A 23,264-nucleotide genomic window follows, 5' to 3' on the forward strand; every position below is an offset into this window, starting at 1 on the left:
ACCTCGGACGCCGTTCCGACGACGTCCGAACCGCCCTTCCGGGAAGGCCTCATGACACTCACACCCGCACGCGTGCCCGCCACCGGCGTCCGACGCCTGACGACCACGCTGTACGGCTACTCGTTCCTGGACGACTTCGTCCTGCTCTACCCGGTGTACGCGCTGCTGTTCGCCGACACCGGGATGTCGCTCTGGCAGATCTCCTCCCTGTTCGCCCTGTGGTCGATCACCGGTGTGGTGCTGGAGGTGCCCTCGGGGGCCTGGGCCGACACCGTGTCGCGGCGCCGGCTGCTGTGGATCGGCCCGCTGCTCACCGCCGTCGGCTTCGCGCTGTGGGTGATCGTCCCGTCGTACTGGGCCTTCGCCGTCGGCTTCATCCTGTGGGGTGCCGGTGGAGCGCTCGGTTCCGGTGCGCTGGAGGCGCTGGTGTACGACGAACTGGACCGGCTGGGCGCGGCCGGGCGTTACGCCGGGGTCATGGGCCGGGCCCGGGCCGCGCGGCTGCTGGGCACCGTGTCCTCCATCGGTCTCGCGGCACCCGTCTTCGCCCGGGGCGGCTATGCGGCGGTCGGTGCCGCGAGCTTCGTGGCCTGTGTGCTGACCGCCGCCGTCGCGACCCGGTTCCCCGAGCACCGCGTGCGCCCGGAGACCGGTGACGACGGGGGCTGGGCGACGACCCTGCGGACGGGTCTGGCCGACGTCCGCGGGGACCGTTCGGTGCGCGGCGCCCTGCTGCTGGTCCCGGCCGTCGCCGCCGTGTGGGGCGCGCTCGACGAGTACACCCCGCTGCTGGTGCGGGACATCGGCGTCGCCGAGGCGACCGTGCCGTACCTGATCATGCTGATCTGGGCCGGCGTCACCCTCGGCAGCCTCCTGACCGGACCGGCCGAACGCCTCGGCACGACCGGGCTCGCGGCGCTCCTCGCGGGCAGCGCCCTCGCCCTGGCCGTGGGCGCCGCCGCCCGTTCCCTGACTGGGATCGCGCTGGTGAGCCTCGCCTTCGCCGGGTTCCAGCTGGCGGAGGTGCTGGCCGACGTCCGCCTCCAGCACCGTATCGACGAGTCCCGGCGGGCCACGCTCACCTCGGTGGCGAGCCTGGGCACCGAGCTGGCGACGGTCGTCACCTTCGCCGGGTACGCCCTGCTCGGCACGGATGCCGCCCACAGCACCGTCTTCGCGGTGCTGGCGATCCCCTACCTGGTGACGGCTCTGGCGCTCGCTAGAAGTCGGGCCGCCACGGCACGACCGTGAAGTCGCCCGTCCCCTTCTTCACCTTCTCGAAGGGGGCGGAGCCGACGCACTTGGGCAGCTCCTTCGTCTCGACGGGGCTGCCCGTGGCGGCCCAGCTGTAGCCGAGCCGGTCGCGGTGGCCGGCGTCATGGACGGTGATGCCGACCCGCTTGCCCTCGGCGCCGGGCAGGTCGGAGTCGGTGATCACGCCGGAGACGACGGCCACCTTGCCGCCGGTGACGAGACAGTCGACCTTGGCCTTCGCCCGGGCGCCGTCACCGTTCAGGTAGTGGCTGAACTCGAAGGTGCCGGTCGCTTTCGTCGGGTCGGCGGTGTCCTTCGCGGCCAGATGCGCGTCGAACGAGAAGGTGATGTCGTCGCCCGCCGAGCGGTACAGCTTGGCGGTGCCGGTGAGGGCGGCGGCCTCGCGTTGCCGCGGCGCGTCCGTCGCGGTGGCGGCGGGACCGACCGTTCCGGCGGTGAGCAGCAGCAGCGCACAGCACAGCACGACAGTCTTCGTACGGCGGTTCATGGCGGTCCTTTCCGCAGGTCAACCGGACAGCCACTACTGTTGCGGCGGCGCGCCCCGACCACATCGCACCGAGGACGGGACCCCGCCTCCGCCGCATGGCGGGGAGACCCGTGCGCCCCTCCACTCCGAGGAGGACGGGACCTCCGCACGAAGGGGCGCGCAACGAATCGCCGCCGGACCCACGGCCGACGCAACAAACCGCTCACCGGCGCGCAACGGCTCCTTCTTGTCCGGCCCGGTCGGCCGCCCGTACCTTCTAGATGGCCCCCACAATCACCCTTCCGCCCCGGTGAGGACACGCATGCGCACCGCCCTGCTCCAGAGCTCCGGCCGCCCCGGCTCGACCGTCGAGAACCTCAAGGTCCTCGACGAGGCCGCCGGTCGTGCCGCCGCCGAGGGGGCCGGGCTGCTGGTGGCGCCGGAGATGTTCCTGACGGGGTACGCGATCGGCGACGACATCGCCCGCCTCGCCGAGCCCGCCGACGGTGACTGCGCGGACGCGATCGCCGAGATCGCCACCCAGCACGGCCTGGCGATCGTCTACGGCTACCCCGAGCGCGAGGGCGACGTCGTCTTCAACTCCGCCCAGCTGATCTCCGCCGACGGCACGCGGCTCGCCAACTACCGCAAGACCCACCTCTTCGGCTGCTTCGAGCGCGACCACTTCACGCCGGGCGAGCAGCAGGTCGTCCAGGCCGAACTCGACGGCGTCCGGGTCGGCATCCTGATCTGCTACGACGTCGAGTTCCCGGAGAACGTCCGGGCCCACGCCCTCGCCGGCACCGACCTGCTGCTCGTCCCGACGGCGCAGATGCACCCGTTCCAGTTCGTCGCCGAGTCGATGATCCCGGTGCGGGCCTTCGAGAACCAGATGTACGTCGCCTACGTCAACCGGGTCGGCCAGGAAGGGGAGTTCGAGTTCGTCGGCCTCTCCACGCTCGCCGGCCCCGACGGAGTCGCCCGCACCCGGGCCGGCCGTGAAGAGGACCTCGTCCTCGCCGACGTCGACCCCGCCTTCGTCGCCGCCTCCCGCGAGGCGAACCCGTATCTGAAGGACCGCCGCCCCGGTCTGTACGGGTCCCTCATCTGAATCCGCCCCGCCCTGTTTCATCTGCAAGGAGTCCGTACCCCATGACGTCCATGGTGCCCAACGCCGTCGAGCACACCGACGAGCCGCAGCAGCCGCCGATCACCATGTTCGGCCCGGACTTCCCCTACGCCTATGACGACTTCCTCGCCCACCCGGCGGGGCTCGGCCAGATACCGGCGACCGAGCACGGCACCGAGATCGCGGTCATCGGCGGCGGACTGTCCGGCATCATCGCCGCGTACGAGCTGATGAAGATGGGCCTCAAGCCGGTCGTGTACGAGGCCGATCAGATCGGCGGCCGCCTGCGCACCGTCGGCTTCGACGGCCCGAGCACCGAGGGCCTGACGGCCGAGATGGGCGCGATGCGCTTCCCGCCGTCCTCCACGGCGCTCCAGCACTACATCGACCTGGTGGGCCTGGAGACCAGCCCGTTCCCCAACCCCCTCGCCGAGGCGACGCCCTCGACCGTCGTCGACCTCAAGGGCGAGTCGCACTACGCCGAGACGATCGACGACCTGCCGCAGGTCTATCGCGATGTCGCCGCGGCCTGGAACAAGTGCCTCGAAGAAGGCGCCGACTTCTCCGACATGAACCAGGCCATGCGCGAGCGGGACGTGCCGCGCATCCGCGAGATCTGGGCGAAGCTCGTCGAGAAGCTCGACAACCAGACCTTCTACGGCTTCCTCTGCGATTCCGAGTCCTTCAAGTCCTTCCGGCACCGCGAGATCTTCGGCCAGGTCGGCTTCGGCACCGGCGGCTGGGACACCGACTTCCCCAACTCCATCCTGGAGATCCTGCGCGTCGTCTACACCGAGGCCGACGACCACCACCGCGGCATCGTCGGCGGCTCCCAGCAGCTGCCGGTGCGGCTGTGGGAGCGCGAGCCGGAGAAGATCGTCCACTGGGCCTACGGGACGTCCCTCAAGTCCCTGCACGTCGACGGCAAGCCCCGCCCGGCCGTGACCCGGCTGCACCGCGCCGCCGGCAACCGGATCACCGTGACCGACGCGAACGGCGACATCCGCACCTACCCGGCGGCGATCTTCACCGCCCAGTCCTGGATGCTGCTGTCGAAGATCGCCTGCGACGACTCGCTCTTCCCGATCGACCACTGGACGGCGATCGAGCGCACCCACTACATGGAGTCGAGCAAGCTGTTCGTGCCCGTCGACCGGCCGTTCTGGCTCGACAAGGACGAGGAGACCGGCCGGGACGTCATGTCGATGACGCTCACCGACCGGATGACGCGCGGCACCTACCTCCTGGACGACGGCCCGGACAAGCCGGCCACCATCTGCCTGTCGTACACCTGGTGCGACGACAGCCTGAAGTGGCTGCCGCTGTCCGCCAACGAGCGGATGGAGGTCATGCTGAAGTCGCTCGGCGAGATCTATCCCAAGGTCGACATCCGGAAGCACATCATCGGCAACCCGGTGACCGTCTCCTGGGAGAACGAGCCCTACTTCATGGGCGCGTTCAAGGCCAACCTGCCCGGCCACTACCGCTACCAGCGGCGCCTGTTCACGCACTTCATGCAGGACCGGCTGCCCGAGGACAAGCGGGGCATCTTCCTCGCCGGTGACGACATCTCCTGGACGGCGGGCTGGGCCGAGGGCGCCGTCCAGACCGCGCTGAACGCGGTCTGGGGCGTGATGCACCACCTCGGCGGCACGACGGACGGGACCAACCCCGGCCCGGGCGACGTGTACGACGAGATCGCGCCGGTGGAGCTCCCCGAGGACTGACCCGGGCGGGGCCGTCAGAGTCCGGCGGCCCGCACCGACTCGTACACCTCGGCGGCGACGTCCTTGAGTTCCTGGGCGTCGCGCGCGAGACCCTGGAGCTCGAAGAAGAACTCGTCGAGCCCGTCCGCGGCGTGCGCGGCCAGGTCCTCCACGATCTGGTCGACGCTGCCCTGGAACGCGGCGCGGTCCCCGCCGTCGTACGCCTTCGCGCTGTACTGGGCGTTGATCCGGACCACGGCCTGGATCGGCTCGGTGCGTCCGCGCTCTGCCGCGAGATCCTGCAACTGCCGCCACTGCGAGGTGAGTTGCTCGGCGCCCATGGCGATCGGCATCCACCCGTCGAGGCGGTCGACGAGCCGGGCCATCGCCTTCTTGCTGTTGGTGGGCACCAGGATCGGGATCGGCCGGGCGGGCTTGGGCGCCACCACGGCCGAGGCGACCTTGGAGTGCGGACCCTCGTAGGACACCGGGTCCGGTCCCCACACGGCCCGGCACACGTCGATCATCTCGTCGAGGACCTTGCCGCGCTCCTCGAACGGCGCCACGCCCGCCGCCGCGTACTCGTCGAGCGACCAGCCCGTGCCGAAGCCGGCCACGACCCGGCCGCCGCTCGCCGCGTCCAGCGTGGCGAGCGCCTTGGCCAGCTGGAACGGGTTGTGCAGCGGCGCCACCAGGATGCTGGTGCCGAGCCGGGCCCGCTCGGTCGCCGACACCGCCAGGGTCAGCGTGACCAGGGGGTCCGGTACGCCCCGGTACATGTCGGGCCACGCCAGCCCTTCGATGCCGTACAGGCCCTGGGTCTGCGGCTCGGGGAACAGCGCCCGCTCGTAGACCCACAGGCTCTCGTAGCCGATCCGCTCGGCGGTGCGCGCGACGTCCGGTACGTCACGGCCGATGTCGTACTGCTGTGCTTGAGGGAGGCTGAGCCCCAGCCGAAGGGCCATCTGTACGCTCCTTTGCGTCGGTCCGTCACAGATCGGTTCGGGTCTGTCACTGACGGTTCAATCGTCAACTTAACTCGGGTACCCGCGTCGGTCAGGTGTACCGCGCGGGTGTGGCCGAGATCAGTCCGCCAGTGGCGTGAGCAGCATGCGTCCCGCGAACCCCACCGCCGCGTCGAGCCGCTCGGTGAACTCCTCGGCGAGCTCCGGGTACCCGCGCAGCGCCCACAGCGCCCGGGCCGACGACCAGGTGGCGTCCCGCGCGCGCTCCAGGCTCCAGGAGCCGAGCAGATGAGTGATCGGGTCGGCGATCTGGAGCAGATCGGGACCCGGCATCAGATCTTCGCGGATGCGCTCCTCCAGCGAGACGAGGAGGTCACCCACACGATCGAACTCGTCCTCCAGCTCGACCGGTTCGCAGCCGAGGCTACGACAGGCGTCCACCACGGCCAGCGCCAGATCGTGGCCGATGTGCGCATTGATGCCCGCGAGCGCGAACTGCAACGGCCGTACGCCCGGATGGCGCCGCATCTGGAACAGGGGCCGCCAGCACGCGGGCGGACGCCGTTCGTCGTCGGACGACTCCACCGCCGCGAGATACCGCTCCGCGAACCGCACGTCCAGCGTGATCGCCGCCCGCGCGTCCGGGAACCGGCCGCCGTCGATGTGCCGGTCGACCTCCTCCGTGACGGCGAGGTAGACGCGGTTGAAGACGGCGACACCGTCGCGTTCGGGGAGCATCGCTGCAAGGGAGCGCATACGGGAGATGACCGCGTCCACGGCTGTGGTGAATTGTTCGCATTGCGCCATGGGGGCAATGTCCCAGCTTTAGGGTGGCCGCAGTGTCGGCGGGCCCGGCGCTTCCCCAGAACGGGGGACGCGCTCGCTGTGGGGGAGGGGGAGCAGGACCGTGCCAGGCTCACGCGCCCAGCGACTGGCCGTACGCCGGGCCGAGCGCCGCAGGGGCGTCAGGCGGAGCGTCATGGCGGTGGCGGCCTCGGTCGTGGTCGCCGTCGGCGCGGTCACCGGGATGGTCTCCGCGCTCGACGACCGCGGGGGCTCCGACGAGGCCGGGCCGCCCCGGGTGACGCGCTCGCCGAGCCTGGATTCCCTGCCGCTCCTGCCGTCCGCCTCCCCGTCGGTCACGAGGTCCCCCGCACCGACGTCCGCCTCACCCACCCGGACGCGGGAGAAGGCCACCCCCACGCCCACACGGGCCGAGAGGAAGCAGAGCACGGCCGTGGTCTCCAGCCGCCTGTACCGCCACCCCGACTCCCAGGTTCTCGAGTGGGTCCGCGACAACCCCGCCGACCCGCGCCACGCCGTCATCGAGTCCCGGATCGCCGCCCAGCCGGCCGCGGTGTGGTTCGCCGACTTCACGCCGGACACCATCACCGCCCGGGTCCGCGCGGTCACCTCGGGCGGTTCGGCGCTCGGGCGCGTCCCGGTGGTCGTGCCGTACGCGATACCGGTCCGCGACTGCGGCGGGTACTCCGAGGGCGGGGCGCCGAGCCTCGATGCCTACGACGCCTGGATCGACAGGTTCGCCGCGGGGCTCGGCTCCGGCGATGTCATCGTCGTCCTGGAGCCCGACTCGATCGCCCAGTCCGAGTGCCTCTCCGCCGGGGCACGCGCCGACCGCTTCGCCTCCCTCGCCCGTGCGGGCCGGGCCATGAAGCAGGCCAACCCCAAGGCGCGCGTCTACTACGACGCCGGGCACTCCGGCTGGAACGCGCCCGGCAAGCAGGCGAGTTGGCTGCGGCAGGCCGGCGCAGCCTCGACCGCGTCCTCCGACGGCGTCTTCAGCAACGTCTCCAACTTCCACGCCACACCCGACGAGATCGCCCACGACCGCGCGGTCCTCGACGCCCTCGACGGCCCCGCCTCGCTCGGCGCCGTCATCGACACCAGCCGCAACGGCGCCGGGGCTCCTGCCGACGGCGAGTGGTGCGACCCGTCCGGCCGCAAGCTGGGCCGGGCGCCGACGCTCGCCACGGGCGAGTCACGCATCGACGCCTACCTGTGGGTCAAACTCCCCGGCGAGTCCGACGGGTGCAAGGGCACCCCGGGGACCTTCACGGCGTCGTACGCCTACGACCTGGCACGCTGACCGTAAGGTCACCAGACCGCGGTTGTACGGCCATGCGCTCCAACTGCCGTGAACGCTACGGAGATCACGACCGGGAAGCGTCACCTCACGGTGGACAGCACAGGTCCGCCCTTGGCCAACCGCCCTCCTGGCCTCAGGGCCGCGGGTCGGGAACCGCCGCATCCGGCCGACTGACCTTCGGGCGCTCACGGTCACCGGCGCGCAGGACGCGTGCGAACGCCACGATTCCGAAGGACAGGACCGTGACCAGGCAGAACGACACCATCAGGCTGGTCGCCTGGGCGATCCCGCCGATCGCGCTCGGGGCGATGAGCCCGGAGGTGTAGGTGATCGTCGCGACGCCCGCGATGGCCAGTGAGGGGTTGGGGCCGCTGCGGCCCGCCGCCGCGAAGCACAGCGGCACGACGACCGCGATGCCGAGCCCCAGCAGCGCGAACCCGGCCATCGCCAGGGCCGGCCGGTCCGACACGATGATGAGCAGTCCGCCGAGCGTGGCGAGGACACCGCTGAACCGGACCGTGCGTACGGAGCCGTAGCGGTCCACCACCCGGTCGCCGACGAGCCGGGCGACCGCCATGGTGAGCGTGAACCCGGTCGTGCAGGCGGCCGCAAGCCCCGCCGAGGTGTCCAGCTGGTCCCGCAGATAGACGGCCGACCAGTCCAGGCTCGCGCCCTCCGCGAACACCGCGCAGAACCCGACCGCGCCGATGAGCAGCGCCGACTTGGGCGGCAGCGCGAACCGGGGCGGCGGCTCCTCGTCCTCGGCGGGCTGGAGGTCCAGCACCCACTGGCACGCCGCCACACCGAGCAGCGTGAGCGTCACCGCCGCGAGGGCGTGGTGCAGCCGGGCGTCCGAGCCGAGGTGGGCGGCGAGTGTGCCGGCCGCCGAGCCGACCAGGGCGCCCGCGCTCCACATGCCGTGCAGGCCCGACATGATCGAACGTCCGAGCCGGGTCTCGACCTCGACGCCGAGCGCGTTCATCGCCACGTCCGCCATGCCCGCCGTGGCGCCGTACACGAACAGTGCCAGACACAGCGTCAGCAGATTGGGGGCGAGGGAAGGCAGGATCAGCGCGAGCGTCCACAGGGCGATCAGTCCGCGCAGGGCGTTCCGGGCGCCGAACCGGTGGGTGATGCTGCCCGCGAGCGGCATCGCCACGGACGCGCCGAGCGCCGGGAAGGCGAGCGCCAGCCCCAACTGCCCGGCACTGACCCCGGCATGGTCCTGGATCCACGGCACGCGCGTCGCGAACGAGCCGGTGACGGCGCCGTGCACGGCGAAGACGGCGGCCACGGCATACCGGGCCCGCCTCACTTCGCGCAGGTCGTAGACCATCCCACCCATTGTGTGACCCCTCCCGGTCTTCGGTTGTTCCTGGACCTGGCGTAAATTATCAGGAACCCTGCCTGATAGATAGAGTCACTCTCCGGCCGTCCGCCGATCTGGAAGGATCCCGGCATGCCCGCATCCCCGAGCACCGCCCGGGCCATCAACGACCGGCTCGCCCTGCGACTGCTCCAGCAGGAGGGCCCGCTGACGGCAGGGCAGTTGAAGCAGCTGACCGGCCTGTCCCGGCCGACCGTCGCCGACCTCGTCGAACGCCTCACGGCCGCCGGCCTGATCGCGGTCGTCGGCGAGGCCGGCGAGCAGCGGCGCGGGCCGAACGCCAAGCTGTACGGCATCGTCGCCGACCGCGCCCAGCTGGCGGCCCTCGACGTCCGTACCGAAGGCGTCTCGGTGGTCGTGTCCGACCTGGTCGGGGCGGTGCTCGCCGAGGCATCGGTGCCGATCGGCGGCGACACCGGGACGGGGCCCGCCGTTGAGCAGGCGGTGGCGCTGGTGGAGCGGGTCGTGAAGGAGGCCGGGGCGGACCGGCTCCATACGGTGGGCATAGGCGCCCCCGGCCTCATCGACCCGGCGACCGGCGAACTGCGCGACTCCACCGGCCTGCCCGAATGGCACCGCAGCCTCGTCGCGGCCCTCCAGGAACGGCTCCCCGAGGCCCGCGTCAGCGTCGAGAACGAGACCAACCTCGCGGCCCTCGCGGAACAGCGCGACGGAGTGGCCGCCGACCGCGACACCTTCGTCCTCCTCTGGCTCGGCCACGGCACCGGCGCGGCCGTCGTCCTCGACGGCGCCCTGCGCCGCGGCGCCTCCGGCGGCACCGGCGAGATCGGCTTCCTGCCGGTGCCCGGGACGACGGGGCTGCCGTCGGCGGTGGACTGCGAGGGCGGATTCCACTCGCTGGCCGGCTCGGCGGGGATCGTGGAACTGGCGAGGTCGTTCGGCCTGCCGGTCGAGGACGAGTCAGCGCCCGAGCCGCTCGCCGCGGGGGTGGTGGGGAAGGCCGTCGCGCTGGTGGCCGGAAACCAGGAGGCCGCCGCCGGCCTGCCGGAGCGCGGCACGCAGGCCGCCGCCGACCGTTTCCTCGCCACCCTCGCCGACCGGCTCGCCATCGGCGTCGCCTCCGTCGTCGCCATCCTCGACCCCGGCTGTGTGGTCCTCGGCGGCGAGGTGGGACAGGCCGGGGGAGAGGTGCTCGCCGCGCGGGTGGAGGAGCGGATCCGACGGATGTCGCCCCTCACGACCGTCGTACGGCCCAGCGGCCTGGGCGGCGGAGCCGTCCTGCGCGGAGCGCTGCTGACGGCACGCGACGCGGCACAGGACGAACTGTTCGCACCACCGGACCGCTGACCTGCGGGGTGCGGCTGTTGGCTCGCAGTGCGCAGCCCGCAGTGCGCAGGTCAGCGACCCCGCGCTCCGCAGGCCGCAGGCTGCTGTCCGCGGCCTAGCGCTCCGCGAACCGCGCCTGCGGCTTAGCGCTCCGCGAAACCCGCAGTCCCCAGCCCGTGCCCCGGCAGGGTGACGCCCAGGGCCAGTCAGACCCGCCGCCCCAAATACTCCTCGAACGTCCCCTTCCCCACCGCACGCTCCACCGCCAGGTGCCCGCCCGAGCGGAACCCCTGATACGCCTTCCCCCACAACGGCACCCGCACCACGAGCCGCTTGCGGCCCGTGGCCTTGAGGTAGGCGCGGGCCAAGGAGTCGAACGTGCGGACCTCGGGGCCGCCCAGGTCCTCCACCCGCCCGGCCGGAGCCGCCACGGCCAGTTCGGCGAGGCGGTCCGCGACCTCGGCCACCTCGATGGGCTGGTCCTTGACGCCGGCCGGGAGAAGGACGATCGGTAGTCGGGACATGGCACCCAGCACCCGCGCGACCAGATCGTGGAACTGGGTCGCCCGCAGCACGGTCCAGTCCAGCCCCGACTCCTCCACCTGCCGCTCCACGGCGAGCTTGGCCTTGTAGTAGCCGAGCGGGACGCGGTCGACGCCGACGATCGAGATGTAGACCAGGTGCCGTACCCCGGCCGCACGCGCCGCGGAGATCAGATTCCGCGCCGCCTCCTCGTCCCCGCCGTTCGTCGAGGTCGCGCAGTGCACGACCGTGTCCACGCCCGCCAACGCGGCGTCCAGAGCGGGACCGCCCTTGCGCAGATCGACGGCGTACGGCTGGGCGTGCCGGCTCAGTGCCCGCACCTCGTGCCCGTCCGCGCGCAGCCGTTCGGTGACGAGCCGGCCGAGTGTGCCGGTGCCGCCGGTCACCAGGATCGTGGTCATCGTTGTTCAGTCCCTTCGGACGCCGACGCTCCCGTTCGGAGCGCGCCTCGTCAGCTGGGACCGAGTACCCCACGCGAAATGTGACAGCCCGCTACGCCACCCGCGCGAGCTGACGGCGGACGAAGGCCAGCTTTTCCGGGTTCACCACGGCCCACGCCTGCGTGATCAGCCCGTCCCGCAGCTCGAACGCCACCACCGACAGCAACTCGTCCCCCGCCCACGCGGCCACCGCGGTCGACCCGTTGGACTCGACGACGGTGAAGTCCACGCCGGTCAGGAACGTCCGCGACGCACCCGCGAGGAAGCGGAACACCTTCTCCCGGCCTTCGATCGGCCGCAGCGCCGCCCTGACCTTGCCCCCACCGTCGCTGAACCAGACGACGTCGGCCGCCAGCAGCTTCTCCAGCCCGCCGAGATCACCGTCGCGAGCCGCCATGAGGAACGACCTGACCAGTTCCTCCTGCCGCTCCGGAGTCGACTCGAACCGCGCCTCCCGCTCCTCGACCCGCCGCACCGCACGCCGGTAGAGCTGACGGCAGTTGGCCTCGGTCAGCTCCAGCGCCTCGGCGATCTCCCGGTGGCCGTAGGCGAACGCCTCCCGCAGCACGTACACGGCCCGCTCGGTCGGCGTCAGACGCTCCAGCAGCACCAGCATCGCCAGGGACACCGCGTCCCGCTGCTCGGCGGACTCCAGCGGCCCGAGCGTGCCGTCCGAGGTGATGACCGGCTCCGGCAGCCAGGGCCCGACGTACTGCTCGCGCCGGGCCCGCGCCGAGGTCAGCCGGGTCAGACAGAGGTTGGTGACGACCTTGGCGAGCCAGGCCGCCGGATGCTCGATGCGATCGCGGTCGATGTCGCTGAAGCGCAGATAGGCGTCCTGGACGGTGTCCTCGGCCTCCTCGGCCGAGCCCAGCATGCGATAGGCGAGACCGAACAGCCGGGGGCGGTGGGTCTCGAACTCCTCGGCGCTCGCGGTCGTCATGTCCTCAGCCTGCCAGAACGGCAGTTGGCCCGAGTTGGGAGACCCGGCGGCGGGCAAGGGCCGTCGTCACCGCCGCCGGGCCGTCTGCGGAGGGCTCGACTGGAAGAGGGGGTCGAGGACCAGGAGGTTCCCGCACCTTAGAAAGGACTAGACCACAGCGTCAATAGGTATGGACCAATCTCAATGGCGTTTCCATACAACGGAGTTGGCTTCATGATCGACGGATGGGGAGCGGCTGCGGAAGTCCAGCGACACAGCCTGTGAGCCACCCCACACCCTTCGCCCGTATGGACACCGATCGGGCGTGGCACACTGGCCGTGTACCAGAAGCAGCGCACTCCGGGGTCGGTGAAAGTCCGAACCGGCGGTTACAGTCCGCGACCCGGTCGCCTCCAGCGACCGGTTGACCAGGTGAAATTCCTGGACCGACGGTTAAAGTCCGGATGGGAGGCAGTGCGCGGCGGGCGGGCATCCATGTATGCGCGCCGCCGTATCCGGTCTCGTCCTGAGGGACGAGTCCCGTCCGGCGTCGCCCCCGGTGTCCCCGCTCGTACATTCTGTCGTCATCGACAGCCCCGGAGTCCGTGCCCCGATGTGGCAGGAGGACCCGGGAAGTGTTCACCGGAATCGTCGAAGAGCTGGGCGAGATCACCGCCGTCGAGACCCTCGACGACGCCTGTCGCTTCCGACTGCGCGGCCCCGTCGTCACCGACGGCGCCAAGCACGGCGACTCCATCGCCGTCAACGGCGTGTGCCTGACGGTCGTCGACCACGAAGGCGACGAATTCACCGCCGACGTCATGGCGGAGACCCTCGACCGCTCAAGCCTGGGCGTCCTCGCCGTGGGCTCCCGCGTCAACCTCGAACGCCCCATGGCCGTGGGCGAGCGCCTCGGCGGCCACATCGTGCAGGGACACGTCGACGGCACCGCCGAGGTGCTGGAGCGCAAGCCCTCCGAGAACTGGGAGATCGTGAAGATCTCCCTCCCCGCGGACCTCTCGCGGTACGTGGTCGAGAAGGGCTCCATCACCGTCGACGGCATCAGCCTCACCGTCGTCGACGCGGGCCCCGACTACTTCACCGTCAGCCTGATCCCCACCACCCTCGCCCTGACCACGCTCGGCCTCAAGCAGCCCGGCGACCCGGTCAACCTCGAGGTCGACGTCATCGCCAAGTACGTCGAGCGGATGCTGGGCGACCGTGCCTTCGGCCGGGCCTCCTCCGAAGGAGCGACGGCGAAGTGAACTCGCTGAACTCCGAGGCGTTCGTCCTGTTCGGCCAGCACATCCTCTGGTCGGACATGATCGGCAACCTCTTCGGCCTCGCCGCCCTCGCCCTCGGCTGGCGGCGCTCCATATGGACCTGGCCCGTGCAGTTCCTCGCCGGACTGATCCTCTTCGGCGCCTTCTTCGGCCATCTGACCGGCAGCGCGGGCAAGCAGGCCGTCGTCATGCTGGTCGCCCTCTACGGCTGGTGGCAGTGGCAGCGCGGCAAGGGGCAGACGGAGGACGGCCACATCAGCGTCCGGTTCGCCACCTGGCGCGAGCGCGGGGCCATGGTCGCCGCGGCCGCCGCCGGCACCGTAGCGGTCGCGCTGCTCTTCAAGGCGTACCCGACCCTGTCCTGGGACCCCTGGCCCGACGCCTACATATTCGTCGGCACCATCGTCGCCATGTACGCCCAGGCACGCGGCATGGTCGAGTTCTGGTTCGCCTGGCTCCTCGTCGACCTGGTCGGCGTCCCCCTGAACTTCGCCAACGGCTACGCCTTCTCCGGCTTCGTCTACGTCATCTACGGCGCACTCGTCCTGTGGGGCATGCGCGATTGGTGGCTGCGCTCCCGCGAGAACGCGCGGCCCGTCCTGGAAGGAGCGCCGGCATGACCACGGCACCGACCCTGTACCGCACCGAGGACGTCGAGGACCTCACCCTCGACCCGATCGCGCAGGCCATCGCCGACATCGCGGCCGGCCGCCCGATCGTGGTCGTCGACGACGAGGACCGGGAGAACGAGGGCGACCTCGTCATCGCCGCCGAGCACGCGACGCCCGAGATCGTCGCCTTCATGATGAGCGAGTGCCGCGGCCTGATCTGCGCCCCCATGGAGCCGGACGAGCTGGAGCGGCTGGAGCTCCCGCAGATGGTCCAGGACAACACCGAGTCGATGAAGACCGCGTTCACCGTCTCCGTGGACGCCTCGGGCGCGCACGGCGTGACCACCGGCATCTCGGCCTCGGACCGCTCGACCACGCTCCAGCTCCTCGCGAGCGGCAAGGCGGAGCCGTCGGACCTCGTCCGCCCCGGCCACATCTTCCCGCTGCGCGCCCGCCCCGGCGGTGTCCTCGTGCGCAACGGCCACACCGAGGCCGCCGTCGACCTCGCCAGGCTCGCGGGCCTGCGCCCGGCCGGCGCCATCGTCGAGATCGCCGGCGAGGACGGCGAGATGCTGCGGCTGCCCGAGCTGATCCCGTTCGCCCGCAAGCACGGCCTGACGATCATCTCCATCGAGGACCTGATCACCTACCTGCGCGACGCCGAGCACCCGGAGCCCGTACGGCGGGAGCCGGTCCCGGACCGGCCCACGATCCGCCGCGAGGCCGAGGTCCATCTCCCCACCGCCCACGGCGCCTTCACGGCGTACGGCTACCGCTCCACCGTCGACGGCGTCGAGCACGTCGCCCTCGTCCACGGCGAGATCGGCGACGGCGAGGACGTCGTGGTCCGCATCCACTCCGAGTGCCTCACCGGCGACGTCTTCCACTCCCTGCGCTGCGACTGCGGCCCCCAGCTGGAGGCCGCCCTGGAGCGCATCCAGGACGAGGGCCGCGGAGTCGTCGTCTATCTGCGCGGACACGAGGGCCGCGGCATCGGCCTGATGTCCAAGCTGCGCGCCTACGAACTCCAGGAGCGCGGCCGGGACACCCTCGACGCCAACCTCGAACTCGGCCTGCCCGCCGACGCCCGCGACTACGGCGCCGGCGCCCGGATCCTCGCCGACCTCGGCGTGCACAGCGTGCGCCTGCTGACCAACAACCCCGACAAGTCCGACGCCCTGATCGGCCATGGACTCAAGGTCACCGAGCGGGAGCCGATGCCCGTACAGGCGGGCGAGCACAACCTGACGTACCTGCGGACCAAGCGGGACCGGATGGGCCACGACCTGCCCTGGCTGGACACGGCCCCCGAGGCCACGGCCCCCCTGTCCACCTGCACCAACCAGTAACAGCACACCGAGGAGACTCAAGAACGTGAGCGGCAAGGGCGCACCGGAGCTGTCCGTACGCAATGTGGGCGACCTGAGGGTCGCGGTCATCGCGGCACAGTGGCACGAGAAGGTGATGGACGGACTGGTGGACGGCGCGCTGCGCGCCCTGCACGACCTGGGCATCGACGAGCCGACCCTGCTGCGGGTCCCCGGCAGCTGGGAGCTCCCGGTCGTCGCCAAGGTCCTCGCGGGCCGCGGCTACGACGCGATCGTGGCCCTCGGCGTCGTCATCCGCGGTGGCACCCCGCACTTCGAGTTCGTCTGCCAGGGCGTGACCCAGGGCCTCACCCAGGTCTCCGTCGAGACCGGCGTCCCCATCGGCTTCGGCGTGCTGACCTGTGACACCGAGGAGCAGGCCCTGGACCGGGCCGGCATCGAGGGCTCCAACGAGGACAAGGGGCACGAGGCGGTGACGGCCGCCGTGGCCACGGCGGCGACCCTCCGCTCAGTATCTGAACCGTGGCACTGACGAAGGGCGTATGTGGCATAGGCTGAGCGTCACCATGTCCAAGAAGACGTTCGAGGAGCTCTTCACCGAGCTCCAGCACAAGGCCGCCACCGGCGATCCCGCCACCTCCCGTACCGCCGAACTCGTCGGCAAGGGCGTTCATGCCATCGGCAAGAAGGTCGTCGAGGAGGCCGCAGAGGTCTGGATGGCCGCCGAGTACGAGGGCAAGGAAGCCGCCGCCGAGGAGATCTCGCAGCTGCTGTACCACGTCCAGGTGATGATGGTCGCCCGCGGTATCTCCCTGGACGACGTGTACGCCCACCTGTAAGCCACTCGCCGCAACAAACCCCTCAGAGCAAAGGAAGCCGACCTCATGCTGCGCATCGCCGTCCCCAACAAGGGTTCCCTGTCCGGCCCTGCGGCGGAGATGCTGCATGAGGCCGGCTACCAGCAGCGGCGCGAGTCCAAGGAACTGCGGATCGTCGACCCGGGCAACGACGTGGAGTTCTTCTACCTCCGCCCCCGCGACATCGCCATCTACGTCGCCTCCGGCCAGCTCGACATCGGCATCACCGGCCGCGATCTGCTGATCGACTCCGACGCGGACGCCGAGGAGATCCTGCCGCTCGGCTTCGCCCGCTCCACCTTCCGCTTCGCCACCAAGCCCGGCACCGTCGGCGGCGACCTGGCGGACCTCAAGGGCAAGACGGTCGCCACCTCCTACGAGGGCATCGTCGCCAAGCACCTCTCCGACCACGGCATCGACGCCTCCGTCGTCCACCTCGACGGCGCCGTCGAGACCGCCATCCAGCTCGGTGTCGCCCAGGTCATCGCGGACGTCGTCGAGACCGGCACCTCGCTGCGCAACGCCGGTCTGGAGGTCGTCGGCGAGCCGATCATGAAGTCCGAGGCCGTCGTCATCCGCCGCGTCGGCGCGGACGGCGAGGACCCCAAGGTGCAGCAGTTCCTGCGCCGCCTCCAGGGCGTCCTGGTCGCCCGGACCTACGTGATGATGGACTACGACTGCCGCGTCGAGCAGCTGGAGAAGGCCGTCGCCCTCACCCCGGGCCTGGAGTCGCCGACCGTCTCCCCGCTGCACAACGAGGGCTGGGTCGCCGTCCGAGCCATGGTCCCGGCCAAGGAGGCCCAGCGCATCATGGACGACCTCTACGACATCGGCGCCCGGGCCATCCTGACCACGGCCATCCACGCCTGCCGCCTGTAGAGAGCCAGAGATGTCCGAACTGCCTGCCCTTCCCGTCACCTTCCGGCCGAGCCGCACCCGCGCCGTCCTGCTCACCGCGGGCGTCGCGATCTTCGTGGTCATCACGGCCGTCGCACTGCTCCTGGAGAAGCTCGGCCCCGGAGAGCGCCTCAGCTTCATCCTCACCGGCGCGCTCATGTTCGGCGTACTGGCGATGCTGGCCCGTGTGAAGGTCGTCGCCGACGAGGCCGGCGTCACCGTGGTGAACATCGCCACCAGGCGCCGCCTCGACTGGGCCGAGATCGTCCAGGTGAACCTCCGTCCGGGCGACCCCTGGGTGTTCCTCAACCTCAGCGACGGCACCAGCCTGCCCGCGCTCGGCATCCAGCCGGGCATCGCCAAGCAGCACGCCATCGCCGACGCACGTGCCCTGCGGGCGCTCGCCGAGACGCATGGCGTCAAGCAGCCCGAGGACCATGAGGGCTGACTCGGCGGCGTTCACCCTGCCGTAAATCGCGATGTCTTGATTAATCTGTTGGCGGAGGCGTTTTTCGTGACGCCTCCGCCACTGATGTTCCGACCGGTCTTCAGAGGCCCCCTGCTACCCGAGGAGTGATTCCCTCCAGCGATGGACGGATCGTCCTGTAGTACCTGCGCCGCCCCCTCCCGACATACCGGGGCGGCCGCGTCATGAGCATCCCCCTGCTGCTTCTCGCAGCCGCGTTCCTCCTGATTCTCGCCAACGGCTTCTTCGTGGCCGCCGAGTTCGGCCTGGTCACGGTCGAGGCGACGGACGCCGAGAAGGCCGCCGCGGAGGGCGACCGACGGGCCCGACGGGTCGCCGAGTCGCTCAAGGAACTGTCCTTCCAGCTCTCCGGCACCCAGCTCGGCATCACCATCACCTCCCTCGTCGTCGGCATGCTCGCCGAACCGGCGCTCGCCCAGCTGCTGGACGGCCCGTTCACCGCGATCGGCATACCCGAGGGCGCGGTGTCCGGGGTGGCCGTGGTCACCGGCATGCTGCTGGCCTCGGCCGTGCAGATGGTGATCGGCGAGCTCGTGCCCAAGAACTGGGCGGTGTCCCGGCCGATGCAGGTCGCGCGCTTCGTCGCCGGCCCGCAGCATGTCTTCGCCCGGCTGTTCCGCCCGGTGATCGCCGCACTGAACGCCGTGGCCAACCGGCTCGTCCGGTCGCTCGGCATAGAGCCCGCCGAGGAGCTGGCCTCCGCCCGCACCCCCGGCGAACTCGTCTCCCTGGCCCGGCACTCCGCCCAGGCCGGCGCCCTGGAACAGGACACCGCGGACCTGTTCGTACGGACCCTGTCGCTCGCCGAGCTGACCGCGCAGCACGTCATGACGCCGCGGGTGAAGGTCAGCGCCCTCCAGTCGTCGGCCACGGCCGAGGATGTGGTGAACCTCACCCGAGCGACCGGTCTGTCCCGATTCCCGGTGTACCGGGAGAAGATCGACGAGATCGTCGGCATGGTCCATCTGAAGGACGCGCTGGCGGTCCGTTCGGGTGAGCGGCTGCGCACCCCGGTCGGCGCCATCGCCCGCCCGGCGCTCCTCGTCCCGGAGACCCTGCCGGTCCAGCCCCTCCTCGCCCAGCTGCGCAGCGAGCAGCCCATCGCCGTCGTCGTCGACGAGTACGGCGGCACCGCGGGAGTGGTGACCCTGGAGGACATCGTCGAGGAGATCGTCGGCGAGGTCCGCGACGAGCACGACGGCCAGGACCTCCCGGAACTCGCCGCCGCCCCGCCGGAGGACGGACGCCCCGCCTGGGACGCCGACGGCAGCTGCCGGGTCGACATCCTCCAGCGCATAGGACTCGACGTGCCCGAGGGGCCGTACGAGACGGTCGCCGGACTCGTCGCCGACCTGCTCGGCCGCATCCCGGCCGTCGGTGACAAGGCGGAGCTGCCGGGCTGGCGGCTGTCGGTGCGCCGGGTCGGCCACTACCGCGCCGAGCGGGTCCGTCTGGTGCGGACCGGTGTCGTGGTGGAGGTCGCCCGATGAGCGTGCTCCAACTCCTCTTCGCCGCGCTGCTCGTGCTCGCCAACGGCTTCTTCGTCGGCGCCGAGTTCGCCCTGGTCTCGGTCCGCCGCAGCCAGATCGAACCACTCGGCACGGCACGCGCCCGCCAGGTCCTGTACGGCCTGGAGCGGCTGCCGCAGATGATGGCGGCGGCCCAGTTCGGGATCACCGTCTGCTCCCTGACGCTCGGCGCGGTCGCCGAGCCGACGGTGGCGCATCTGCTGGAGCCGGTGTTCGAGTGGGTCCATCTGCCGAGCGGCATGATCCACCCGCTCACCTATGTCATCGCCCTCGCCGCGGTGGTCTTCTTCCATCTCGTCATCGGCGAGATGCTGCCGAAGAACCTCGCGATGGCGGCGCCGGAGAAGGTCGCGCTGTGGCTCAGCCCGGGGCTGGTCTACTTCGCCCGCTTCTGCCGGCCGATCACCGTGGCCCTCGGCGCCGTCGCCCAGGCCATCCTGCGGCTGTTCCGCGTTGAGCCGAAGGACGAGGTCGAGGCGGTGTTCACCAGCGAGCAGCTCAACCGGCTCGTCGAGGACTCCGGCCAGGCCGGCCTGCTCGACCCGGAGGAGCTCGAGCGCCTCGGGGACGCGCTGGAACTGGGCTCGCGCCCGGTGACGGACGTGCTCCTGAAGCGCGAGTCGCTGGTCACCGTCAGCCCCTCGGTCACCCCCGGCCAGATCGTCGCGCTCACCGCCCGCACCGGGTACTCCCGCTTCCCGGTGGCGGCGGAGAACGGCGGCGCCTTCATGGGCTATCTGCATGTGAAGGACGTACTGGACCTGGAGGAGTCGGAACGGGCCGTGCCGCAGCAGCTGTGGCACCCGATGACGACCCTGCGCTCCGAGCTCCCCCTGGACGACGCCCTGACGGTGATGCGCCGCGCCGCGACCCATCTGGCCCAGGTCGCCGACGCCTCCGGGCGGGTGCTGGGGCTCGTCGCCCTGGAGGACGTACTGGAACTACTGGTGGGCGAGGTACGTGACCCGGCGCATCGCGAGCTGCCGGAGGTGCGGGTGACGGGGCCGCGGATGAGCACGGGGGAACCGGAAGGGGCCCTGGCCGGCTGATCCACGGCTACGGCGTCGCGGGATCCGTCACATCGTCGACGGATCCTGCGGCCCCCGCCCCGACAGCACCTCTCCGTACGCCTGCATCAGATCCGGCAGCCGAAGTGTCGACAAGTCGTCCCTGGTGAGCGCCCCCGGGTAGGTCGTCAGCCGGAGATCGCGGTACGCGCAGCTCTTCTCGTACAGCGTCCGCAGGAACCGCCCGTTGCCCAGCTCGTCGATCCACCCCTGGTCGACCACATGCCCCGCGATCGACCGCAGCTCGTCCAGCGCCTCCTCGTCCCACACGTCGCCGTTCTCGGCGGCGAGCACCTCGCCGATCGAGGTCAGTTCGAGGGGGCGGTACGAGGGGAAGTCGACCCGGCTCGTGAAGCGTGAGGAGAGCCCGGGGTTCGCGGCCAGCAGCCGGTCCATGCCCTCGGGATAGCCGGCGAGGATCACCACCAGGTGGTCCCGGTTGTCCTCGGCCCGCTTCAGCAGCACCTGAAGGGCCTCGTCGCCGTAGGCATCGCCCTTGCCGTAGCCGGTGTTGGACAGGGAGTAGGCCTCGTCCACGAAGAGGACCCCGCCGAGCGCGGAGTCGATGAGCTCATTGGCCTTCACGGCCGTCTGGCCCAGATACTCGCCGACCAGATCGGCGCGCTGGGCCTCCACGAGATGGTCGCCGCCGAGCAGGCCCAGCGCGTAGAAGACGCGGCCCAGAATGCGGGCGACCGTGGTCTTGCCGGTGCCCGAGGGGCCGGAGAAGACGAAGTGCCGTTTCGGCGGCTGCACCGGCAGGCCCTGACCGGCCCGCAGCCGCGCCATGTTCAACTGGGCGGACAGCGCCTTGACCTGGCGTTTGACGGGCTCAAGACCCACCATGCGCTCCAGCTCGGCGAGCGCCTCCTCGAGTAACTGAGGATCGGTCGGCCCGGCGGGCAGCGGCACCGACGACACGGCCGTCTTCTCCCGCACCGTCGGATCCACCACCGACGGCAGCGGCCCGGTCGGCGGCAGATCGGGGTCGGACAGCTTCAGATCCCGCCCCTCGGTGCCGAACAGCGGGTCGAGCCCGTCGGCCATGTCGCCGCCGAACCCGGTGAGGGTGATCGACGCGAGGTCGGTGGGGTCGTCGTACCCGTCGCCCTCGGCGATGGCCGCGAGCCGGGCCGAGGTGTCCATGAAGGCGGGGTCGACACGGTGCACCGCGCGGTAGAGCGGCAGGGCGGCGGCGGAGCGGCCCGTGCCCTCGTGCGCCCGGGCCAGCCAGTACCGCAGCTCCTTGCGCTGGGGCTGCTCGCTGCGGCACCGCATCAGCGCGGCCGACAGCAGCGGCTCGGCCTGACCGTACGTTTCCAGCCGGACTCGAGCCATGCCGCCGAACAGTCCTGCCTCGATGCCGAGCAGCGGATCGTCGAGCAGCGGGTCGGTGTGCCGTACGAGCTGCTCCCAGTCCTTGACCAGATAGGCGCGGCAGGCGTGCAGAAAGCGGACCTGGTGGTCGGTGTCCACGGGCGGGAGTCCGGCGAGTGCCCGGTCCAGCTCGGGGACATGCCTGCCGTCCAGCCAGTGCGAGGCGTGGGCGAGGAGCAGATCGCGTGGGCTCTCCAGGACGGGTTGCACCCACCAGCCCAGCCAGTACCAGGAGTTGATCGTGCGCCGATGCCGGGAGCGCTGTTCCCCGAAGCGGTCCCGGTGCCGGAACATCCGCAGCAGCGCGGTCGTCGTGTCCACGCGCAGCGCGTGCAGCCCGAGCCAGCCGTCGGCCATGCCCGGATCGATCCGTACCGCGGTGCGGAACTCCTCCTCCGCCTGCGGATAGGCCCCCATCGTGTAGGCATCCACACCTCGCATCCAGGCGAGGTCGGCCGGGGCCTCGGGGCCCTGCGTGCCGAAGTCCATCACGTCCCCCACAAACCGTGCCCCCGTCGGTTGGCCGGCCGCCCGCCCGTCGGCCACATTGATCGAACGGCCGTACCGTGGACCGGAGTTGCAACGGTGCGCAGAGCAGCCGTCCGTAGGTCGCACCGAGGGCATCGTACCTGCGAGGGCATGGCCCGCCCCAGGGTGCCGCACCGGCCGTTTGGCGAGGTGGGAGCGGATCGGGGGAGAGCGGTCGGTGACCGAGGGTGAGCAAATCACGGCTCTCGGCGTCCGGAAAACGCGCTGAGGGCAGAACGAAGCCCCCGATCACGGGGGAACAACCGGGGGCTTCGCGTCTGCGGGCGGTCTTGATTGACCGCACATTGAGAACGTAAGTCCTGTACGGCCCTTGGGTCAAGCCGAGTTGAAGCACTCCGGCAACTTGACCGACAGGCCTCTTCACAAGTTCAGCACATTGCCGATGGGTCGTCACCCTGTGTGATGGACTGGTCCGGTCCAACTGTCCCGGCAGGCCCGGGAATCACCTCATATCCCTTGTCGCCCTGTCGAACCAGGAGGTCGGCGAAGGGCCGGGAAGGGTCGTCGGCGAAGTGTTTTCTCTCCGCCCCGACCCATCCGTCCCAGAACTCCCGCTGCTCCTCCCCGTCCCGTGAGCGTCCCCGGGCCCAGGAGTCCTCGTGCGGCAGTTCCATCCACAGCAGCCGGGCGAGATACGGACGCAGCGCCCGGCGGCCCGCGCCGACGCCCTCGACGACGATCACCGGGGCGGGCGGCATGGGGAGCGGCGGTCCGAAGCGGAGGGTCCGCCAGTCGTAGGGGGTGTAGTGGGCGGCCTCGCCCCGGGCGAGCGGTTCGATCACCTGGGTCAGCAGACGGCCGGTCCACTCGAACAGCTCGTCATGGCTGGCGATGTCGTCGAGGTGCAGCACCGGGGTGTCGTCCAGTGCCCGGGCCAACTGCCCGGCGAAGGTGGACTTTCCGGAGCCGGCGTGTCCGTCGACGCCGATCAGACGGACGGGGCCGCAGGACGGCGGGAGGCGGCGGAGCCGGGTGGCGAGTGCGTGAATCGTTTTTCCTGAAAGAGAAGCGGGGGTGGGCATATTTCGTTGGAACATTCTAGTAGCGGGCGA

The 23,264-nt window shown here is 71.0% G+C and carries 22 protein-coding genes and 1 riboswitch; of the genes, 14 read left to right on the plus strand and 8 right to left on the minus strand.

Features of this window, described 5'->3' with window-relative positions; translation table 11 throughout:
• The first annotated feature begins 51 nt into the window (after positions 1-51).
• A complete protein-coding gene (locus IE325_RS33970) occupies positions 52-1,251 on the plus strand; it encodes an MFS transporter (RefSeq protein ID WP_190073961.1) in 1,200 nt (399 codons plus the stop codon).
• Here IE325_RS33970 and IE325_RS33975 read toward each other — a convergent pair.
• Positions 1,220-1,762 carry a Repetin gene (locus tag IE325_RS33975; protein ID WP_190073962.1) on the minus strand — a complete coding sequence of 181 codons (543 nt, stop codon included), beginning with the start codon at positions 1,760-1,762 and terminating at the stop codon, positions 1,220-1,222. The genes IE325_RS33970 and IE325_RS33975 overlap by 32 nt on opposite strands.
• A gap of 301 nt (positions 1,763-2,063) precedes the next feature.
• On the opposite strand from IE325_RS33975, the gene IE325_RS33980 reads away from it, so the two are divergent.
• Together IE325_RS33980 and IE325_RS33985 are read left to right on the plus strand one after the other, a co-directional pair.
• Entirely contained in the window at positions 2,064-2,852 is a 789-nt protein-coding gene (locus IE325_RS33980) for a carbon-nitrogen hydrolase family protein (protein ID WP_190073963.1), read from the plus strand.
• Between the two features lie 41 nt (positions 2,853-2,893).
• Positions 2,894-4,597, plus strand: a complete 1,704-nt coding sequence (locus tag IE325_RS33985; protein WP_190073964.1) for a flavin monoamine oxidase family protein — start codon at positions 2,894-2,896, stop codon at positions 4,595-4,597.
• Between the two features lie 14 nt (positions 4,598-4,611).
• Here IE325_RS33985 and IE325_RS33990 read toward each other — a convergent pair whose 3' ends face one another.
• A complete protein-coding gene (locus IE325_RS33990) occupies positions 4,612-5,541 on the minus strand; it encodes an LLM class F420-dependent oxidoreductase (protein ID WP_190073965.1) in 930 nt (309 codons plus the stop codon).
• A 120-nt stretch (positions 5,542-5,661) separates the two neighbouring features.
• On the minus strand, positions 5,662-6,348 hold the full coding sequence (locus tag IE325_RS33995; protein WP_190073966.1) for a DUF5995 family protein: 687 nt from the start codon (positions 6,346-6,348) through the stop codon (positions 5,662-5,664).
• Between the two features lie 172 nt (positions 6,349-6,520).
• On the opposite strand from IE325_RS33995, the gene IE325_RS34000 reads away from it, so the two are divergent.
• On the plus strand, positions 6,521-7,648 hold the full coding sequence (locus tag IE325_RS34000) for a glycoside hydrolase family 6 protein (protein WP_190074036.1): 1,128 nt from the start codon (positions 6,521-6,523) through the stop codon (positions 7,646-7,648).
• Positions 7,649-7,781: 133 nt separating this feature from the next.
• Here the strand turns inward: IE325_RS34000 and IE325_RS34005 are convergent, their stop codons facing one another.
• Positions 7,782-8,993, minus strand: a complete 1,212-nt coding sequence (locus IE325_RS34005) for an MFS transporter (protein WP_190073967.1) — start codon at positions 8,991-8,993, stop codon at positions 7,782-7,784.
• A 114-nt stretch (positions 8,994-9,107) separates the two neighbouring features.
• Between IE325_RS34005 and IE325_RS34010 the strand changes: the two genes are divergently transcribed.
• Entirely contained in the window at positions 9,108-10,343 is a 1,236-nt protein-coding gene (locus IE325_RS34010) for an ROK family transcriptional regulator (RefSeq protein WP_190073968.1), read from the plus strand.
• 185 nt (positions 10,344-10,528) lie between these two features.
• On the opposite strand, the gene IE325_RS34015 is transcribed toward IE325_RS34010, so the two are convergent.
• Together IE325_RS34015 and IE325_RS34020 are read right to left on the minus strand one after the other, a co-directional pair.
• Positions 10,529-11,266 (minus strand): SDR family oxidoreductase, encoded by a 738-nt coding sequence (locus IE325_RS34015; RefSeq protein ID WP_190073969.1) that lies wholly within the window; start codon positions 11,264-11,266, stop codon positions 10,529-10,531.
• Between the two features lie 91 nt (positions 11,267-11,357).
• Positions 11,358-12,248, minus strand: coding sequence for an RNA polymerase sigma-70 factor (locus IE325_RS34020; protein WP_190073970.1), 891 nt, complete (start codon positions 12,246-12,248; stop codon positions 11,358-11,360).
• 330 nt (positions 12,249-12,578) lie between these two features.
• Positions 12,579-12,709: riboswitch (FMN riboswitch) on the plus strand.
• Between the two features lie 153 nt (positions 12,710-12,862).
• Here IE325_RS34020 and IE325_RS34025 point away from each other — a divergent pair.
• The 9 genes from IE325_RS34025 (at position 12,863) to IE325_RS34065 (ending at position 20,268) form a co-directional block, all read left to right on the plus strand.
• Complete coding sequence (locus IE325_RS34025) at positions 12,863-13,492, plus strand: riboflavin synthase (protein WP_190073971.1); 630 nt, start codon at positions 12,863-12,865, stop codon at positions 13,490-13,492.
• Complete coding sequence (locus tag IE325_RS34030; protein ID WP_190073972.1) at positions 13,489-14,130, plus strand: nicotinamide mononucleotide transporter family protein; 642 nt, start codon at positions 13,489-13,491, stop codon at positions 14,128-14,130. Before IE325_RS34025 ends, IE325_RS34030 begins: the two co-directional genes overlap by 4 nt.
• Positions 14,127-15,470, plus strand: coding sequence for a bifunctional 3,4-dihydroxy-2-butanone-4-phosphate synthase/GTP cyclohydrolase II (locus IE325_RS34035; protein ID WP_190073973.1), 1,344 nt, complete (start codon positions 14,127-14,129; stop codon positions 15,468-15,470). Before IE325_RS34030 ends, IE325_RS34035 begins: the two co-directional genes overlap by 4 nt.
• Before the next feature lie 25 nt (positions 15,471-15,495).
• A complete protein-coding gene (gene ribH / locus IE325_RS34040) occupies positions 15,496-15,981 on the plus strand; it encodes a 6,7-dimethyl-8-ribityllumazine synthase (protein ID WP_190073974.1) in 486 nt (161 codons plus the stop codon).
• A 34-nt stretch (positions 15,982-16,015) separates the two neighbouring features.
• Positions 16,016-16,288, plus strand: coding sequence for a phosphoribosyl-ATP diphosphatase (locus tag IE325_RS34045; RefSeq protein ID WP_026249121.1), 273 nt, complete (start codon positions 16,016-16,018; stop codon positions 16,286-16,288).
• 45 nt (positions 16,289-16,333) lie between these two features.
• On the plus strand, positions 16,334-17,185 hold the full coding sequence (gene hisG, locus IE325_RS34050; protein WP_190073975.1) for an ATP phosphoribosyltransferase: 852 nt from the start codon (positions 16,334-16,336) through the stop codon (positions 17,183-17,185).
• Positions 17,186-17,195: 10 nt separating this feature from the next.
• Positions 17,196-17,651, plus strand: coding sequence for a PH domain-containing protein (locus IE325_RS34055; protein ID WP_190073976.1), 456 nt, complete (start codon positions 17,196-17,198; stop codon positions 17,649-17,651).
• Positions 17,652-17,854: 203 nt separating this feature from the next.
• Complete coding sequence (locus IE325_RS34060; RefSeq protein WP_190073977.1) at positions 17,855-19,180, plus strand: hemolysin family protein; 1,326 nt, start codon at positions 17,855-17,857, stop codon at positions 19,178-19,180.
• On the plus strand, positions 19,177-20,268 hold the full coding sequence (locus IE325_RS34065; RefSeq protein ID WP_190073978.1) for a hemolysin family protein: 1,092 nt from the start codon (positions 19,177-19,179) through the stop codon (positions 20,266-20,268). The genes IE325_RS34060 and IE325_RS34065 overlap by 4 nt, the downstream gene beginning before the upstream one ends.
• Before the next feature lie 27 nt (positions 20,269-20,295).
• Here the strand turns inward: IE325_RS34065 and IE325_RS34070 are convergent, their stop codons facing one another.
• On the minus strand, positions 20,296-22,152 hold the full coding sequence (locus tag IE325_RS34070; RefSeq protein ID WP_190073979.1) for an AAA family ATPase: 1,857 nt from the start codon (positions 22,150-22,152) through the stop codon (positions 20,296-20,298).
• Between the two features lie 428 nt (positions 22,153-22,580).
• Positions 22,581-23,234, minus strand: a complete 654-nt coding sequence (locus IE325_RS34075; protein WP_190073980.1) for a uridine kinase family protein — start codon at positions 23,232-23,234, stop codon at positions 22,581-22,583.
• Between the last annotated feature and the right edge of the window lie 30 nt (positions 23,235-23,264).

This window comes from Streptomyces lanatus, assembly GCF_014655715.1.
Taxonomy (GTDB): domain Bacteria; phylum Actinomycetota; class Actinomycetes; order Streptomycetales; family Streptomycetaceae; genus Streptomyces; species Streptomyces lanatus.

What these genes read in the sequence shown, in the direction of transcription:
- IE325_RS33970 (WP_190073961.1), top strand. Translation starts at nt 52, where the DNA reads ATGACACTCACACCCGCACGCGTGCCCGCCACCGGCGTCCGACGCCTG.
- IE325_RS33975 (WP_190073962.1), bottom strand. Translation starts at nt 1,762, where the DNA reads ATGAACCGCCGTACGAAGACTGTCGTGCTGTGCTGTGCGCTGCTGCTG.
- IE325_RS33980 (WP_190073963.1), top strand. Translation starts at nt 2,064, where the DNA reads ATGCGCACCGCCCTGCTCCAGAGCTCCGGCCGCCCCGGCTCGACCGTC.
- IE325_RS33985 (WP_190073964.1), top strand. Translation starts at nt 2,894, where the DNA reads ATGACGTCCATGGTGCCCAACGCCGTCGAGCACACCGACGAGCCGCAG.
- IE325_RS33990 (WP_190073965.1), bottom strand. Translation starts at nt 5,541, where the DNA reads ATGGCCCTTCGGCTGGGGCTCAGCCTCCCTCAAGCACAGCAGTACGAC.
- IE325_RS33995 (WP_190073966.1), bottom strand. Translation starts at nt 6,348, where the DNA reads ATGGCGCAATGCGAACAATTCACCACAGCCGTGGACGCGGTCATCTCC.
- IE325_RS34000 (WP_190074036.1), top strand. Translation starts at nt 6,521, where the DNA reads ATGGCGGTGGCGGCCTCGGTCGTGGTCGCCGTCGGCGCGGTCACCGGG.
- IE325_RS34005 (WP_190073967.1), bottom strand. Translation starts at nt 8,993, where the DNA reads ATGGGTGGGATGGTCTACGACCTGCGCGAAGTGAGGCGGGCCCGGTAT.
- IE325_RS34010 (WP_190073968.1), top strand. Translation starts at nt 9,108, where the DNA reads ATGCCCGCATCCCCGAGCACCGCCCGGGCCATCAACGACCGGCTCGCC.
- IE325_RS34015 (WP_190073969.1), bottom strand. Translation starts at nt 11,266, where the DNA reads ATGACCACGATCCTGGTGACCGGCGGCACCGGCACACTCGGCCGGCTC.
- IE325_RS34020 (WP_190073970.1), bottom strand. Translation starts at nt 12,248, where the DNA reads ATGACGACCGCGAGCGCCGAGGAGTTCGAGACCCACCGCCCCCGGCTG.
- IE325_RS34035 (WP_190073973.1), top strand. Translation starts at nt 14,127, where the DNA reads ATGACCACGGCACCGACCCTGTACCGCACCGAGGACGTCGAGGACCTC.
- IE325_RS34045 (WP_026249121.1), top strand. Translation starts at nt 16,016, where the DNA reads ATGTCCAAGAAGACGTTCGAGGAGCTCTTCACCGAGCTCCAGCACAAG.
- hisG (WP_190073975.1), top strand. Translation starts at nt 16,334, where the DNA reads ATGCTGCGCATCGCCGTCCCCAACAAGGGTTCCCTGTCCGGCCCTGCG.
- IE325_RS34055 (WP_190073976.1), top strand. Translation starts at nt 17,196, where the DNA reads ATGTCCGAACTGCCTGCCCTTCCCGTCACCTTCCGGCCGAGCCGCACC.
- IE325_RS34060 (WP_190073977.1), top strand. Translation starts at nt 17,855, where the DNA reads ATGAGCATCCCCCTGCTGCTTCTCGCAGCCGCGTTCCTCCTGATTCTC.
- IE325_RS34065 (WP_190073978.1), top strand. Translation starts at nt 19,177, where the DNA reads ATGAGCGTGCTCCAACTCCTCTTCGCCGCGCTGCTCGTGCTCGCCAAC.
- IE325_RS34070 (WP_190073979.1), bottom strand. Translation starts at nt 22,152, where the DNA reads ATGGACTTCGGCACGCAGGGCCCCGAGGCCCCGGCCGACCTCGCCTGG.
- IE325_RS34075 (WP_190073980.1), bottom strand. Translation starts at nt 23,234, where the DNA reads ATGCCCACCCCCGCTTCTCTTTCAGGAAAAACGATTCACGCACTCGCC.